At 45.1% G+C, this 16,701-nt stretch carries 13 protein-coding genes; 9 read left to right on the top strand and 4 right to left on the bottom strand.

Translation table 11 applies throughout. The features are described from left to right. Position 1 precedes the first annotated feature (1 nt). Entirely contained in the window at positions 2-406 is a 405-nt protein-coding gene (locus IVG45_RS13790) for a 6-pyruvoyl trahydropterin synthase family protein (protein ID WP_196434384.1), read from the bottom strand. A gap of 35 nt (positions 407-441) precedes the next feature. After that, positions 442-741: a PilZ domain-containing protein gene (locus IVG45_RS13785; RefSeq protein WP_196434383.1), complete on the bottom strand. Its 300-nt coding sequence runs from the start codon at positions 739-741 to the stop codon at positions 442-444. Positions 742-963: 222 nt separating this feature from the next. Here IVG45_RS13785 and IVG45_RS13780 point away from each other — a divergent pair, with 222 nt between their 5' ends. The 5 genes from IVG45_RS13780 (at position 964) to IVG45_RS13760 (ending at position 7,088) form a co-directional block, all read left to right on the top strand. Then, positions 964-1,980 (top strand): tryptophan--tRNA ligase, encoded by a 1,017-nt coding sequence (locus tag IVG45_RS13780; RefSeq protein WP_196434382.1) that lies wholly within the window; start codon positions 964-966, stop codon positions 1,978-1,980. 182 nt (positions 1,981-2,162) lie between these two features. Next, positions 2,163-2,906 carry a hypothetical protein gene (locus tag IVG45_RS13775; protein WP_196434381.1) on the top strand — a complete coding sequence of 248 codons (744 nt, stop codon included), beginning with the start codon at positions 2,163-2,165 and terminating at the stop codon, positions 2,904-2,906. Positions 2,907-3,025: 119 nt separating this feature from the next. Further along, a complete protein-coding gene (locus IVG45_RS13770; protein ID WP_196434380.1) occupies positions 3,026-3,799 on the top strand; it encodes a S1C family serine protease in 774 nt (257 codons plus the stop codon). 31 nt (positions 3,800-3,830) lie between these two features. After that, the gene (locus IVG45_RS13765) at positions 3,831-5,219 is read left to right on the top strand and encodes a TIGR03013 family XrtA/PEP-CTERM system glycosyltransferase (RefSeq protein WP_196434379.1); all 1,389 of its coding nucleotides are present in this window, start codon (positions 3,831-3,833) and stop codon (positions 5,217-5,219) included. A 267-nt stretch (positions 5,220-5,486) separates the two neighbouring features. Then, the gene (locus IVG45_RS13760) at positions 5,487-7,088 is read left to right on the top strand and encodes an FAD-binding oxidoreductase (RefSeq protein ID WP_196434378.1); all 1,602 of its coding nucleotides are present in this window, start codon (positions 5,487-5,489) and stop codon (positions 7,086-7,088) included. A gap of 75 nt (positions 7,089-7,163) precedes the next feature. Here the strand turns inward: IVG45_RS13760 and IVG45_RS13755 are convergent, their stop codons facing one another. Further along, on the bottom strand, positions 7,164-7,889 hold the full coding sequence (locus IVG45_RS13755) for a DapH/DapD/GlmU-related protein (RefSeq protein WP_196434377.1): 726 nt from the start codon (positions 7,887-7,889) through the stop codon (positions 7,164-7,166). 73 nt (positions 7,890-7,962) lie between these two features. Next, entirely contained in the window at positions 7,963-8,985 is a 1,023-nt protein-coding gene (locus IVG45_RS13750; RefSeq protein ID WP_196434376.1) for a PEP-CTERM sorting domain-containing protein, read from the bottom strand. A gap of 81 nt (positions 8,986-9,066) precedes the next feature. Here IVG45_RS13750 and IVG45_RS13745 point away from each other — a divergent pair, with 81 nt between their 5' ends. The 4 genes from IVG45_RS13745 (at position 9,067) to IVG45_RS13730 (ending at position 16,331) form a co-directional block, all read left to right on the top strand. Then, positions 9,067-10,254: a glycosyltransferase gene (locus IVG45_RS13745; RefSeq protein ID WP_196434375.1), complete on the top strand. Its 1,188-nt coding sequence runs from the start codon at positions 9,067-9,069 to the stop codon at positions 10,252-10,254. Positions 10,255-10,675: 421 nt separating this feature from the next. Further along, a complete protein-coding gene (locus IVG45_RS13740) occupies positions 10,676-11,668 on the top strand; it encodes an efflux RND transporter periplasmic adaptor subunit (protein ID WP_196434374.1) in 993 nt (330 codons plus the stop codon). A 2-nt stretch (positions 11,669-11,670) separates the two neighbouring features. Further along, a complete protein-coding gene (locus IVG45_RS13735; RefSeq protein ID WP_196434373.1) occupies positions 11,671-14,799 on the top strand; it encodes an efflux RND transporter permease subunit in 3,129 nt (1,042 codons plus the stop codon). After that, a complete protein-coding gene (locus IVG45_RS13730; protein WP_196434372.1) occupies positions 14,799-16,331 on the top strand; it encodes a metallophosphoesterase family protein in 1,533 nt (510 codons plus the stop codon). Before IVG45_RS13735 ends, IVG45_RS13730 begins: the two co-directional genes overlap by 1 nt. Positions 16,332-16,701 lie beyond the last annotated feature (370 nt).

The following is a 16,701-nucleotide window of genomic DNA, read 5'->3' as shown; positions in this document are numbered from 1 at the left end:
CTCAATCTTCCCGGTAACAGGCGTGGGCACTGGCGGTTTCCCACAGCACTACCTGATCCACGTTCAAGCCTTCCCGCTTTAAATGCTGGTAAATCATTTTGCTTAGCACTTCGGCGGTCGGATGTTCATCAATCGCCAGGAAACGTTCATTATTGGCGATCAGGGCCGGAATGATGGGGTCGTCCTTGTGCAGCAGGAAATTATGATCGAGATGTTGGTCGACGAAGGATTCGACCGCGTCGCGCACATCGGCAAAGTCGCAGACCATGCCCTGTTGGTTTAATTCGGTGCTTTTGATGGAAATGCTGGCTTTGACGCTATGGCCGTGCAGATTGCGGCATTTGCCCGGATGATTCATCAGCCGGTGTCCGTAACAGAAATAAACTTCTTTGGTGATGATGTACATACGTTTAACGCATCCCTGTGATCGGGTGGAGAAGTTTAACTGCCTTTGATGCTTTTGATGGATGCGGCAATTTCATACTGATCGTTATCCCGCTTTGAACTGCGAACCACTTCGATATAGGCCGTCATCGGCGGAGTGATGGAGGTTTTCGGGATGATACTGACTTCCATAGCCAAACCGGTGTCGAAGGCTTGATCGGCAATGAAGGATACGCCTGCACCGCTCAATGTGGTGCATCTACCGGTTTTGATGTCGTTGGAGTCGGCCAATTTATAGGTAATATCGCAGTCGACATCCATACGAATGTAATCGCGCTTTTCATCATGAGTCAGCATCAGGTTCCTCCGACTAAGAAATTAGGTTGTGGACGGAAAATCGAACGCCGGCAAGTTTACTATAAAAAGGTAAGGCTAGGTTAGCCAATCGGATAGTAGGCAATGGCCGACAATTTCGTCAGCCGACAAGCGCTAATTCGCTTACTTTATTGTCTGACTATCGGCTTTGAATTGTGTAGAATCTTAAAATTTAAGTGATGATAAGAGGCCACGGGTAGCAGTATGAGCAAATCCATCGTTCTGACCGGTATTACCACGACGGGTACGCCGCATTTGGGGAATTACGCTGGGGCCATTCGGCCGGCGATCAATGCCAGCAAGGATGAACAGGTCAGGCCGTTTTATTTTTTAGCCGATTATCATGCCTTGATTAAATGCAGTGAACCGGCTAGGGTTAAGCAATCCAGCTTGGAGATTGCCGCTACCTGGCTGGCGCTGGGGCTGGACACATCTAATGCGGTGTTTTACCGGCAATCGGATGTGCCGGAAATTCTGGAGTTGACCTGGATGTTGACCTGTGTGACCGCCAAGGGCTTGATGAATCGCGCGCATGCTTACAAAGCCGCCGTGGCGGAGAACGAGGAAGTCGAAGGCGGTGATCCCGATAAGGGTATTTCCATGGGCTTATTCAGCTATCCGGTGTTGATGGCCGCGGATATTTTGATGTTCAACGCCAACAAGGTGCCGGTGGGTAAGGATCAGATTCAGCACATCGAAATGGCTCGGGATATTGCCAACCGCTTCAATCATATTTACGGCGAACATTTCGTGCTGCCGGAAGCGGTACTGGACGATAATGCGGCTACCTTGCTGGGGTTGGATGGGCGCAAGATGAGCAAAAGTTACAACAATACGATTCCGCTATTCGAACCGGAAAAGAAGTTGCGTAAATTGATCAACAAAATCAAAACCAATTCTCTGGAACCCGGCGAGCCTAAAGATCCTGAAGGATGCACCTTATTCGGCATTTATCAGGCGTTTGCCAATGGGCACGAAGTCGAGGCTATTCGTCAGCGTTATGCCGAAGGCATAGGCTGGGGCGAAATGAAACAAGTGCTGTTCGAGAAAATCAATGACGAAATCGCCCCCGCCCGTGAGCGCTATGAGGCATTATTGCAGGCGCCCGAACATATTGAGCAGCAGTTGCTGCTTGGGGCGGAAAAAGCCCGTGAAATCAGTAAGCCATTTATACGGGTGCTTCGAGAGGCGGTGGGTATTTCACCGATTGTTCACAGTTAACCTTCAATGCTCAAGGCGGATGATGCATGAGACTTTACCTTAGCCTGTTTGTTTTCATCTGCCTTATCAAAAGTACATGGGCCGAGGATTTTAAGCCGGATATCGCCAGGGATCCGGTTAAAGATAATGCGCCGGCAAATGGATTGGTGAATAGTCCGGCCGGGCAAAAAATAGGAAAGCCTGTGACTCCATCCGAAGCAAACGCCGATAACAGCACGGGCGCTCGGTCTTTCGATTCGGAAATTACCTCAACACAACCGGATGTGCCTGAATCCGGCGCAAAGGCTAATAAAACCGGAACACTTCCCGCGCCCTCCGCGGGAGGCCAATTCGTGTCGGGCCAAAATATGCCGCAATTGATGCGGTCTAGTGCCAACGACCCCGCCAGGGGAGTGATGGTCGGTGATCCCGAGCTGGGGTTTCACGCCGCCGGCCATCAGGCTGGGCAAAGCCCATTTGCCAATGCCCTGTTTGATCAACTGCATGATGAAGCACGCTTGATGGTAGGTGAAGAGATATATGCAAAAATGGTTTGGACCTATTCCGATATAAAGGAATTGGACAACTGGATCTACTCGAGCATGAGTCAATACGACTTACTTGCCGATCAGTCACAAGCCGGAGCAAAGGCTGTTTCAGGCTTGAATCAGCAATTGACGGCGGAATTGGTTTTCCTGGGCTTAAAGGGTTCCGACGGGCCGGTACTGGCTGGGAAAGGGTCAACCAACGTGGTAAATCTGGAATCGAGACGATCAATGCCGGGTTATGCCGAGCCCATGCTGGTTAGCGACTCCGAGAGTCAGAACGCATTTCTATTTATATTGAAATACCTGACAATCGCCAATTTTTTGTATTTGATGGTATCGGTAATGGCTGCCGTGTCTTTGGCAAAGGCATTTAATTTTTTCATCCGCCAAGAACGATGACTTAATAAAGCCGCACTATGTTGAAAGTTTATGATTGTCGCCAAGCGATGATTGTGCCTGGCCGCCGTTTTTTCATGTTGATTACGGGTGACATGCTTTTTTTTAAAGGTTTATTAATAATGAAACCCAGGTCATTGCTTTTTCTAGGGATATTCCTTTTGGCCGGCAATGGGTGGGCCCGCTCAATCGACGCCGGATTACCGGATGTCCTCGCGCGGGTTAAGCCCAGTGTAGTGGCGGTCGGCACTTTTATGCCTACCCGCAATCCGCGCGCGGTATTTTTGGGGACGGGCTTTGCCGTTGCCGATGGGCGGCGGGTGATTACCAATGCACATGTGACCAGCAAGGATTTGGATGTGGCGCATCTCGAACGTTTTGCGGTGTTTTATCGTCAGGACAGCCAAGAACACATGCAACTGGCGGAATTAACGGCAACTGACGAGGAACATGATCTTTCGATGCTGAATTTGGCGGACGGCAGACTACCCGCGCTCGAAATCGGCGATTCCGGTCGGGTCAGGGAAGGTGAGCTCTATGCATTTACCGGTTACCCGATAGGCATGGTACTAGGTTTGTACCCGGTCACTCACCGCAGCATTATTTCCGCTATTTCACCGAATGCCATTCCGGTCATCGCTACCCGGCAACTTAATGTCAAGATGCTGAAAAAACTGGAAACGCCTTATGATGTGTTTCAGTTGGACGCGACCGCATATCCGGGCAATAGCGGCAGTCCCTTATATGATATAGAAACCGGTAAGGTCATGGGCATCATCAATAAAGTTTTTGTTCAAGGTAGCAAGGAAAATGCGTTGACAAATCCCAGCGGCATTTCTTATGCGATACCTTCCGAACATATCACCCGGCTTTTAGCCCAAAAAGGCATAAAATAATTCATTCAAACAGATTGATACGGACCCTACGATGATCAGAATTTTTCGGCACTATATTTCGACCGCCTATTTATGGTTAATGTTAGTGGAATGGTTGGTGTTTTATCTCGCCATGCACTGGGGGGCGACTGTCAGATTTTTATACACGGCGTCCTGGTATTCACGGGATGAAATGATTTTGGCGTCATTAGTCTTTTCTTGTGTGTTTACTCTGTGCTGCTCCTTTTTGGGCTTGTATCGAAAAACCCTGGACAGGGAAGAATACAATCTGCTGGAAAGAATTAATTACAGTTTTGTCGTAGCCATTTTTAGCCTGGTGTTGGTGTATTACGTCATTCCGGAATTGATGCTGGCGCGGAGTGTATTGATCTCCGCTATCCTGTTTTCCTTTATCGGTATGCTGCTGACGCGTTATTTGTTTTATCGCTTTATTAATTTGGATAAATTAAAACGCCGGGTTTTGGTCATCGGTTGCGGGCAGAGGGCTAGCGAGCTTGAGGTGGTGAATTCCTCCTTCGTTTATCGTGGCTTTGAAATCGTGGGCTATATTGCCTTGGATGACGAGCCGGTTGCGGTAAATCATGCCATCACGCTCAGCGAAAGCCTTACCTTGGCTAATGTGATCGATACAGAGCATGTGGACGAAGTGGTGATCGCGGTGGACGACAGGCGGAAAAAACTGCCGGTTGACGAATTGTTGGATATCAAAATGTCGGGCGTCATCGTGATGGATTTACAAACTTTTTACGAAAGGGAGCAGCGTCTGGTGTTTTTGGAAACCTTGAGTCCCAGCTGGTTGGTGTTTTCCGATGGATTTGTCAACGATGGTGCTCGGCCTATCATCAAGCGGTCTTTTGACATGGTCGCCAGTATTTTGTTGCTGAGTGTCAGTTGGTGGTTGATGTTGCTAACGGCGCTAGCTATTTATCTGGAAAGCGGTTTTGGTGCCCCGGTCTTGTATCGTCAGACTCGGGTCGGCTATCGTAATCAGCCGTTCAAGGTGATCAAGTTTCGCAGTATGCGTATCGATGCCGAAAAGAACGGGGCGCAATGGGCTAGTCAGACCGACGATAGGGTGACGCGAGTCGGCAGAGTGATCCGCAAATTCCGCATTGATGAATTACCGCAATTGTTTAACGTATTAAATGGCGACATGAGCTTCGTTGGTCCACGTCCGGAGCGGCCTGAGTTTGTCAAGGGGTTTGAAGAAAGCATACCTTATTACAAAGAGCGTCATAGAGTTAAGCCGGGTATTACCGGTTGGGCGCAGCTATGCTACCCCTACGGTGCCAGTGAGCACGATACTTGGCAGAAACTGCAGTACGATTTGTATTACGTTAAAAACTATAGCCTATTTCTGGATATGACTATTATGATGAGTACAGTGGAGGTGGTGTTGTGGGGGAAAGGGGCGAGGTAACTTATTGCGATAGGACTAGTCTATTGAGGTTCGTAGTTGTCATAACCTGGTTTTTTGCCAAAGATTAGGTCGGGTTGACATTCCAGGGCGTTGTTGTTTTTTATGCTTAAGATGGCAAATTAGGCTAGAGATATGCCAATGCCGGGGCGTGAAGTTAATGTTACAGATGCTGTATTTTTACAAGTATTAATTATATTAGGCTTTGTCGCCCGCATTAGAGATTTGAAAGTGTAAGATTTTATCTTTAATATTTAAAAGGGCCTAGACATGAATCTTGATTATGAAAGTGCTTTAACTGAGTTTAGAAGTTTGCTGGGCAGCGGCTATGTCAAGACTGATAAAGAACTGCGACTAACCTATCAAACAACAACTTTTGCTACAACAAATTCTATTCCCGCTGTTATTTGTCCTCTGGACCGAGATCAAGTGCAGGAATGCTTACGCATTGCAAATCGTTATCACATCCCGATTTACCCTATAAGCACAGGTAAGAACATAGGTTATGGTGCTCGGGTGCCCACAGCTGATAATTGTGTTGTCATGGAGTTAAGTCGGTTAGATAAAATCGTCGAATATAACAATGAGCTTGGCTATGTAACGTTACAGCCAGGAGTCACGCAACGAGTGCTCTATCAGTTTCTACAACAACAGGGCGGCAAGTTTTGGATGGATGCTACTGGCGCTCCAATGGACCATAGTATTATCGGCAATATTGCCGAACGAGGTTTTGGGCATACTCCCTATGGCGACCATTTTGGGCATGTGTCAGGGATGGAGGTCGTATTGCCGAATGGTGATTGTATTCACACCGGGCAAGGCCGATTTGCTGGGGCTAAAGCCACGCCAATTTATCGATGGGGGCTTGGACCTTTTATCGATGGGCTTTTTACGCAATCTAATTTGGGAATCATTACCCAGTTAACTATCTGGTTGATGCCAGCTCCATCCTACTTTCAAAATTTTTATTTCAGTATCGCCAAGTACGAGGACTTAGCCGTTACGATTGACACATTACGCCCTTTGTTTTTGGATGGCACAATAAAAAGTGCAATGCACATAGCTAATGATCACAAAGTCTTGTCTTCGTTTCAGCGCTATCCTTGGGATAAAACCAATGGGCAAACTCCACTTCCAGTTAAGGTCTTGCATGATTTGGGTAAAACTTGGGATTTTGGTGCTTGGAGCGCGGCTGGTGCCCTTTACGGTACGCGGGAAGAAATCGCATTGGCCAAACGTAAAATAAAAAAACAATTACGTAAGGCGCCTATCAAAAAGCTGCAATTTTTGGACGATACAATGCTTAAAATTGCTATAAAGCTGCAGAAGCCACTGGGTTGGGTTCTACGTTTAAATATGCCTGAAATGCTCAAGGTACTCAAGCCGGTTTACAATTTGACCAAAGGCATTCCAACGGACGATATTGTCCCGAGTTTGTATTGGCGCAAACCTGACGGCGCACCAAAAATTCCGGATCCCGAGCGTGATAAATGTGGATTGATGTGGGTAGCCCCCATCGCGCCGATTAATGGTCAGTATGCTAGGGAAATTTGGGAAATAACCCAAGATGTTTTCCAATACTACGGTTACGAGCCGGCTATCTCAATCACATTGTTAACTGAGCGGGCGATGGATTCAATTATTAGCATAAGCTATGATCGAGACATTCCGGGCGAAGATGAGAAGGCTATGCGATGTCATGACGAACTGTTAAAAAAGCTGACAGATAAAGGCTATTTTCCTTATAGGTTGGGTGTTCAGTCCATGGGAAAATTGCCGTATCCCGAAAGTGCATATACGAATTGCATGGCAAAAATTAAAAACGCGCTGGATGAGAACGGAATATTGTCACCTGGGCGTTATCCGCAATAGGCGGGTGGCTGAATTCCCTGAAAACAAATTTTTTAGGGGGGGCTCCCTGTTCTCCCTGTGGGAGTAGTAAAAGGCTTAGGCGTTAGTGGTGGGGGCTTGATCCGATGATTTACGAATTAGCTTTGCGGGTACGCCGCCCCAAACTTCACCAGGGCCAATGTGCGTGCCTTTTTTTACGACTGCGCCTGTCGCCACCAAAGCTCCGTCTTCAATAGTGCAACCGGCTAATACAACGCTATGGGCGCCTATAGTGACGTTATGCCCAATGCGAATGGGATAATGAGCCAGCTTGTCGTTTTCGATAGCATGAGGTACAAGTAACGCAAATTGTCCGACCAGAGAGTTATCGCCAATTTCAATAAATGGCGGGTCAAGGATAATGCCCGAGCTGTAGGTGTTTTCTCCTAATCTTGCGCCAAGTGCTTGATAGAATAAGCGCATGAAACTAATCGGCACAAAACCACTGCGCATTATCGGATAAAATAAAATCAAATAAAACAGCAAATAAACATGATAACTGAATTCTGCGCGTGAATTTTTGGCAATTTCTCCGGCGGGAAACGGATATAAGACCAGAAATAAGCGGTAAAACGTTATTGCGTAAAGATATAGACAGCAGATGCTGGCGAATACTAAAACAATACCGCGGAAATCGCCAAGCGCAAATTGGCCAAAGAGCAGGTTGGCTGTCGTTATGCCTAATATCAGTGAGGCGCCGAATAATGCTACAAAGGTCAAAATTTGAGCGGGGCTGATTTTACGCATATCAAAAAGACTTTTATTGTGCAGGTCTGAAAACAAGAACAGCCTAGACCCATAAATGAGGCTAGGCTGTCGGTTATGATATTAGCTCAACTCGCTAATAGGGCGCTATTTATGCGGCCAATTTTTGTTTTTGGCGTCTTGCTGTAAAGCCGGTAGCTAACAAGCCAGCGCCCAGCAGTGCAATAGTCGCTGGTTCAGGAACGGCTTGGATGCTGCCGATCCGAAGGTCGATATTAGCGGCGCCTACCGCTGCGGTATTAAAGGCAATTTCGAAAGCGCCTAAATTAGCAAAGTCGGCGCCGGTACCGGTACAGGCCACGCTAATTACGCCGTTATTAAAGCCGCAAGCGCCAAATGCCGCAAGCGCAATGCTTTGCGATAGAGGTGAGTTTACAGCAAAGTTTTGATTGATGGTTATGACCGCGAAGTTCAATGCGTCAGTATAAGCTGAAATTTTGAACTGGAAGTTCAAGTCGGCTTCTACAATGGTGTATAAGAAAGCATTGTTAACGCCGCCGTCGGTGATGTCTAATCCACCCAGGCCGCTAGCGTTTAACGCTGATGTGCCGTCAAGGCCGTCCCACTGAACTTGACCAAAACCTACTGCGCCAGATGTATTGCTAAAACTTAATACATCATTTCCAAAAACATTATCATGGAAGATAGAAATTTGGCTGCTAGCACCGGGATCTCCGCTATTGGATAACTGATTAACCAATACGTCACGTTCACCGCCCAGGATGGAAGTATCTGCACCACCGCCGATAGAGCTGCTAACGCCACCATTACCTGGGGTTTGGTCTTGGACAAATTGGTGAGTACTAAACAGGTCAATCGGTACCGGTGCGGCGTTGGCGGTTGCGCCTAATCCTAGTAATGCCGAGCCACCCAATAATTTAATTGCGTTTTTAATGTTCATAATAGACTCCGAAAAAGATTCAAAAAAGAAATTAATACTTCCGCTCTGTATAAAGCTATAAGCATGCCATATGTTTTTTATCATTATTTTACAATGATTTGTGTGTTTGTTGGTGGCGTGTGTGCCGCTGGTGATTGGGTGGGTGTAAAAAAAACCGACACTCTTGATGTATTGGGGGGTAATGAAAGCGAGATACAACATATTGATACTCACCACATGTTCTGCTTTATGATCTACAGTGTTTGTGAGATGTGAAAAATCTTGTCGAAATCTAAAAGGGGGTAGAGCTGGTTTATGAACAATCAAACTCGAAAACGCGTCTTATTATTCGCGGAAGCCGTTACGCTGGCGCATGTGGCCCGCAGCGTCAAGCTGGCCGAGGAATTAACCAAAACAGGTAAGTACGCGGTCGGAATGGCGGCTGATGCTCGTTACGATCATTTGATAGGCGCTGTTCCATGGCAAAGAATGCCTTTATTTTCCATATCGAGTGATTTTTTCCTAAGAAAGCTCGCCACGGGGCAGCCTATGTATTCGCTCGATACCCTGGTTCGTTATGTGAATGATGACATTGCTGCTATTGAGGCTTTTAAGCCGGATTTTGTGATAGGGGATTTTCGGTTGTCTCTCGCTCTGAGCTGTACGCTTAAAAAAATTCCTTATGCCACTGTTACCAATGCATATTGGAGTCCATATCTTGATATGCGTTACCCAGTGCCGGAGAATCCTCTTGTTGATCTGTTAGGTGTAAAAATTTCTGACATTATTTTCCAGTTTATTCAACCTTGGGCTTTTAAACTTCATGCAGTGGCTTTCAGACGGGCATGCAAGCATTTTGGTATAGCTTCGTTTGCTAGCGACATGCGTGAAACCTATACACATGCCGATTTCACGCTTTATGCAGACGTTCAGTCACTTATCCCCATGAAGCCTCTGCCTAACAATCATATTTTTATTGGGCCGGTGTTGTGGTCGACTCGAGCCCCCTTGCCGGTATGGTGGAATGCAATACCCAAGGAAAACCCTATAGTTTTCGTTACCTTAGGCAGTTCCGGGGAGAGCTCGTTATTGCCTATGATTCTCAAAACCTTGAGTACCATGCCGGTGACAGTGATGTGCGTTACCGCGGATAAAGCCAAGCTCTTACATACTTATCAAAATTGCTTTACCGCTGAATTCGTGCCAGCGGAACAAGCTGTAAAAAAAGCTGATATTGTGATTTGCAACGGGGGGAGTCCAATGGTGTATCAAACCTTAATTGAGAGCAAAGCAATTATTGGCATTCCAAGTAATTTGGATCAATATCTTATGATGGCGGCACTTCAAAAAGCCGGCAGAGGGCAATTGATTCGGGCGGGATTGGCTAAGCCCAACTTAATTGCAGAAGCTGTAGGCGTGGCTTTGTCTGAAAAGCCCTTGCCTCTTGAAGATAAACCAATCTTGGCTATTGATAAAATCACTGGCTTAATAGATTCCTTATGATCGAGACCAAGCGGATAAGTGCCTGGCCAAAAGTTCGCATGTACTGATTGCTGTTAAAGCCAATCGGCTCGAAGCCGGATTTCAAAAAAAAACACATGTTGATTTATTGCTAAGCGCTTTACAGTATACGTGGATGTAGTTTGTCGGTTAAAGAAGCATGATTAACGAGGTGGTTATCCTCATGCAGTTTATAAGTAGGAAACCGATAGTGTCGTGGAAACGACTGTGACATCACTGTTGAAATCGGCTTTCTCGCTTGCCTCTTTTCACCCTATAGTTCAAGGCAGGACCTACTTCCAGCATAAAAGAAACATGAATCGCCGCATTACAAGCTTTACACTATGCTGACCTTCGCGAGGGATTCATAAAATTGCCACTGGTTTTGGTTTACAACACACGTTAACTATTTTGCTAATCGATTATGCAAATCAACTTTGCCATTTTACTAATATGCTTTCAATTTGTTTGGGCTCAATCTACTCATGCAGAATCGAACGAGCTCTGGGCGGTTGCTGAGTCTGCAACGCATGAAATTTCTATTGTTGGTTTTACTAGGGCGCATGCGACTATTCCCCTAGCGACAGAAGTTGCTGGAAAAGTAAAAGAAATTTTTGCTGATATTGGCGAATCAATTCCCGAGCATGGAAAATTAGCATGCTTAGACGATGTATTTGTTCAGTTTGATATCCAAGCCGCTAGTAACCAAATTGCTCAGCATACTAATCAGATGAGCTATTACCAAAAAGAAGTTTCACGGCATGAGCAACTAGTTGCCAAGCAGTCGGCGGCCGTCAATGTTTTAGACAATTTAACTCGCGAACTGGTTAATTCACAACGTGAAATGCAAGCCGCACACATCAGCAAACAGCGGTTTGATGAACTCAAGCGGCGCCATTGTATCAAGGCCCCAATTGGATGGTTGGTTATTGATAGAGCGATAGAGATAGGCCAATGGATTCGTGAAGGCGAGGTTGTTGCACATATTGGTGATTATTCAAAGTTAATAGTACCTCTCATGCTGACCGAGCATGAATTGGCCGCTTTGAAGCAGAAAGGTAGGTTCGATGTTCTACTGACTGAGCATCATTTAAAAGTGCCGGCAGTTATAGAGCATATTTCCCCCGAATTTGATGAAAACACCCGTAAAATTTTAGTTGAATTAGCAATTCAAGATCAATTGCCCGAATATCGCGGAGGAATTAGGGTTGAGTTGACATTAGCGATTCCCAGTGAAGATCATGTTTTCTCAATTTCTGAAAAGGCCTTGGATCAGCGGTATGAAGAATACTGGCTGCAAAGTAAGGATGGTAAATCGATTCGGGTGAATTTGTTGGGCGAACAGAAAGATGGGAAAGTCAAAATAAACTCACCGGAAATTAAATTGGGCGATCAATTTAGACTGAACCGAAAATAACTATGCAAGCATTCGTCCGCTTTACTTTGGAACAAAAAATCTTTTTTAACCTGATTTTTATCTTGCTTGCTGTGGCGGGTTTTTATGCGATGTTCGCATTGCCCACCGAGCGTTACCCGGATATTAATATGGCGATCGTGAATATCACGACCGATTATCCGGGGGCTTCGGCGACTGATGTTGAAACGCTGGTTACGCGTAAGTTGGAAGAGGCAATTGAAAATATTGAAAATATTGAGTGGATTTCTTCTTCGTCGCAACCCGAACGATCCTATATTCGGATTAAACTAATAGATGATAGTAATTATGACAAGCTCTATAACGAAATTCGCTTAAGGATACTAAACGCCAAATCAGATCTTCCTATTGAAACTGAGCCTCCGACTATGGAAAACGTGACTATGGGAGTTTTGCTACCCGTGGTTCAAGTCAATCTGGGGGGGGAGCATGACAATCGGGCTTTGTCTTTAATGGCGGATCAAGTTAAAGCTTCGCTGCAAAGAATCGAAGGGGTTAAAAAAATTGTTCTTGCCGGCGAGTTTATGCGGGAGTTTCATATTTACCTGAACCCTCAGAGGCTAAGAGGCTTAGGCGTCAGTTTCGATGAAGTGGCTAAGGCGTTACAGGACAGTAATTTGTCGATCACTGCAGGGAACTTTAACGCGCAAGGAAAAGAGTACCAAATTAAAGTAGATGAAAAATTCTATGATCGAAGTCAGGTAGTCAATACTATTATCCGTCGAGATGGAGACGGTGGCTTTGTTCGCTTAAAAGATCTGATTACACGGGCCGATTTTGATTATCGTCGACCTAGTATAATTTCTTCCGTCAATGGCAAAAATGCCGTATCCCTTCATGTGATCAAAACACCCGAAGGCAATGCTCTGTCCATAAAAGAAAATGTTCTACGGGTATTGGATCAATTCAAGCCTTTATTCGATCGCGAACAAGTGGAGGTCTCGCTAACCCAAGATTCATCCATCAAAATAAACGATGGCTTGTCGACCTTAGGCTGGAATTTAGCGGTAGGGATGGTGTTGGTTGCGGGCATTACTTGGTATTTCGTAGGCTTTAGAAATGCCGGTCTTATTACGATAGGCATCCCTTTTTCATTTTTGATCACGATGCTGATTATGTATGTGGCTGGATATAGCTTCAACGAAATTACATTGTTCGCATTTGTTTTGGTTTCCGGCATTATTGTCGATGATGCGATTGTGGTTACCGATAATATCTACAGGCATATTAAGGAAGGTCGTCAAACCTATCAAGCCATCATAGAAGGTACTGCGGAAGTCGCTATTCCGGTCATTTCTTCGGCAGTTACTACTATAGCGGCGTTCTTGCCCTTACTGCTTATGACCGGTACGACGGGGGAGTTTTTTGCGCAAATTCCAGCTGCGGTCAGTTTTGCATTATTAGCCTCGTTGTTTGAGTGTCTATTTACCTTGCCTATTCACTATTTGGATTTCGGGCCGCAAAAATCCATCGAATTAACCCAACGGCTGGAACAAGATAATTTTATTATGTCCTTTTTCCGCGGTATCACCGAAAGGATACTGGATTGGACCTTGAAGTTCCGCGCCTTGACGATGTTAATAGTAGGAGGACTGTTTGTGGTTTCAATCGGCGTTATGTATGTGTCGATGACGGGTATTGCACCGCTTGTCAAAACTCAGTTTTTTCCTGACGATTATGCCATTTATTTCGTTGATATTAAGGGGGCGCCTAATACATCAATGGAGCAAATAGATCGAATAACCCGAGATGTTTCCAGAACGATTATGGCGGATGGTCCTGGCAAAGCTCAATCAGCCTCGGGTTTGGCGGGAGTTTATATGAACGAGGATTATGAGCTGGTATTCGGCAATAATTATGGTGTGGTTTTGGTGACGTTGCCGCCTAAACAGGAGCAGGAAATTGGCGATCCCATGAGTCATTTGGAGAGCATGCGGGCAAAGTTGAAAAAACAATTTGAAAAAGACAACTTTCAAATATACGTTCACCCGATGAAAGAGGGGCCTCCTTCGGGAAAAGCGATTAATATAAAGGTAATGGGTAGCAATATCCAGGCTGTTTCGGAGCTGGCTGACAATTTGCAGAGTTTTTTAACCAGTCAAAAACATATAGCACCCTATTTAGTGGAGTTGGAAGATGATCGTGGTGTGCCAAAAAAGGTTTACCGTTTCGATATTCGTCATGATCGCGTCAAGGAATACAATCTTAGTAGCAGTGACGTGACAAGGATGACGGGCAGTGTTTTGGATGGACGTTATATTGGAAAATTCAGAGCCAATGATGAAGAAATAGATCTTAAACTGTTAATGGACCCCAAGGCCGTTGATGACCCTCGGCAGATTTTATTAACGCCTTTTATCGAAAATGCCGTAAGCCCAATTTTATTGAATGATTTAACCCAGCTACGCAGTTATGATGAACCTGGTGTTCTTAATAGATACAGGGGGCAACGCACCATTAGCATTAAAGCGGATATCAAAAGTGGCGCGCCCATTTCGTCTGCGAGTGTTATCGCTGACGTGGCAAAATATTACGATAACATTAGAAACGAATATCCGGGGGCTACTGTTTTATTTAGTGGAGAATATGAGAATACTCAGCGCTCATATCAGTCGTTGATTTTTGCCTTTTTTGTCGCGGTGATGATTATCTACTTGGTGTTGGCGGCGCAATTTCAATCGTATTTACAACCCGCCATTATTTTATCCAGTATCGTGTTTGCTTTTATCGGAATTGTTATCGGCAAGTTTCTGACGCAATCCTTATTTACCGTCAACAGTTTGATTGCGGTCATCGGTGTGGTCGGTGTAGTAGTTAATGATGCCTTGGTGCTGATCGATTTTATTAACAGTAGCTACCGTTCTGGCTTATCCCGTAGAGAATCTATAGATAGGGCGGTTAAAGTTCGTTTACAACCTATTATTTTGACTACCGTGACTACGGTTTTAGGACTTTTGCCGATGGCGCTCGGAATTCCTAGTTATTCAATAGTTTGGGGTACCATGGCTTCGACTTTTGTCACGGGTTTAGGTGTTTCAACCTTATTGACATTATTTGTAGTTCCGGTACTGTGGGATTTAACGCAAGCTCGACAAGAAAAATCGCAAAAATAATGCAAACATCATCCAGCTTAGCCTTTGCTAATTGGCTTGCCCAAATTATTGATCCTATGTTCAATGTCGCTACGCTTGATCGGGGGGCGAGTGCTAGGAATATGGCAGCGCTTTTATTAAATAAGTTCATTGCCATACCTAACTCAAATTATGTCACTGAAGACTTTTCCAAGCATTTATTAGAATTGGACTTGGACGGGGAGAGTCCAGTTGACGATGAGTTTTACTCTAAATTAAGAGCAATGATAGGTCAAAAGCAATGGCTGGCAGTCATTATTCCTTCCGGAATCGATGTCGAGACGGACAAAGTTCTGTGTGATCCACATTTGTTGGAATATCTTTTAAAATCTGGCCTCAATCATCGGGGGGTTGTCATTGCACTAGATGAAGCCCCTCAAGAGACTACTGCTATCCTCAATATTCATCCGACATTAAGAACCGCACTGAATGAAGCAATCAGCTGGCCAGGGATATTGGTAGGAGTACCCGGAGGCGATTCTGTTTTTTTTCCTTTGAGTTCACCTGGAGGTATGGAACTTGATATTGATGCAAGATTGATTTGGTTGTTCTCGCGGCTAAATGGCGAACCCGACATCCATATGGGAAAATTGAAAATAGCATACCGCGCCGAATTTCCCGAAGTTTTTGAGCATGAAAGTGCTTGTATTAATATCCTCCATTTAAGTGATTTTAATATTGGCAGTAAAAGCGCTAACTTTAGAACGCAGAGAGTTCAAGATTTTTTACGGTCATTAATTGAAGAACTAGGTGAAAACGCTAAAACCGTACCGGTGGTAACTGGGAATCTTATGGAAGGTCCCGGCGAGCAACATATGAATGCTGTTCGGTCGTTTTGGACTTTTTTGGCTCAACTGGGAGTCGAAGAACCCTTGTTGGTTTTGGGTAGTAGTGATGTCAGAAAAGACGGTAACATAAACGAGAACTACCTGACAGCGATTGGATTTCCAATGGCTAAAGTCATATGGTACGACGCAGAAAAGATAGGCTTGATCTGCGTTAACTCCGTCGTGCAGGGTAACTTGACAAATGGCTCTGTCAATCGATCGCAGTTAGACGAGATTGAATATGAATTAGCGCGAAAGAAAAATGCCAAGGATTTCAAGTTAATCGCAATTTTGCATCATCATCCTATCCCTCACCAGAAAATCCATCCACAAACTGATCTGTTTTACGCTCAAATTATTGGAACAGATTTTAAACCGACCATGCCATTGGAAGATGCAGATCTATTTCTGGGATTTCTGCAAAAAAACTCTGTTTGCATGGTGTTGCATGGGCATCATCACATTCCTTGTTTTAGCGTGAATGAACAAAATATTCCGGTTATCGGCTGCGGAAGCTCTATCGGGCATATGTCAAATACCGACGGAAGCATCTATTTTTCGGTTAATATTATCACCATCAACACTATAACTGAAAAGATGTCTTGTCGGTTTTTTGCGTATAGAAAGCCGGAAGGAGGGATAATTGAACCCAAATGGCATGAAATATTATATCGGACGACTATTTAATACTTGAAGTTTTTTCCAAGTTAGGGGGGGGGAGAGTCCGGTTGTTTGATGTAATCTATGGTATTAAGCAGAGACGGAATGAAATCGTCGAATCGTGCGGACAAATTCAACAATTAACTGCGGAGGAAGTCGAGACCATGCCGGAATACTGACTTGAGAGGTTGCTGAATGGTTTTTTAAAATGGATGGGCTGGTGAGTGTCGAGTTGCTCACCGGTGTGATAAGTCCAGGCAAATGCCATGCGAGCAAACTGAATAATTTGCTGGGGTGAACGGCAGATACGCACATTACTGGCCTACCCGCTGAAAACGGTGGTGCGTGCGAGGTGACAGACCTTTAAGCCAAGGAAAAGTCGTCCAGCTGCCGGTGG

The organism is Methylomonas sp. LL1 (assembly GCF_015711015.1).
Lineage (GTDB): Bacteria > Pseudomonadota > Gammaproteobacteria > Methylococcales > Methylomonadaceae > Methylomonas.
The sequence above is the reverse complement of the archived record's forward strand: the minus strand, read 5'-3'. Positions and strand labels throughout refer to the sequence as shown.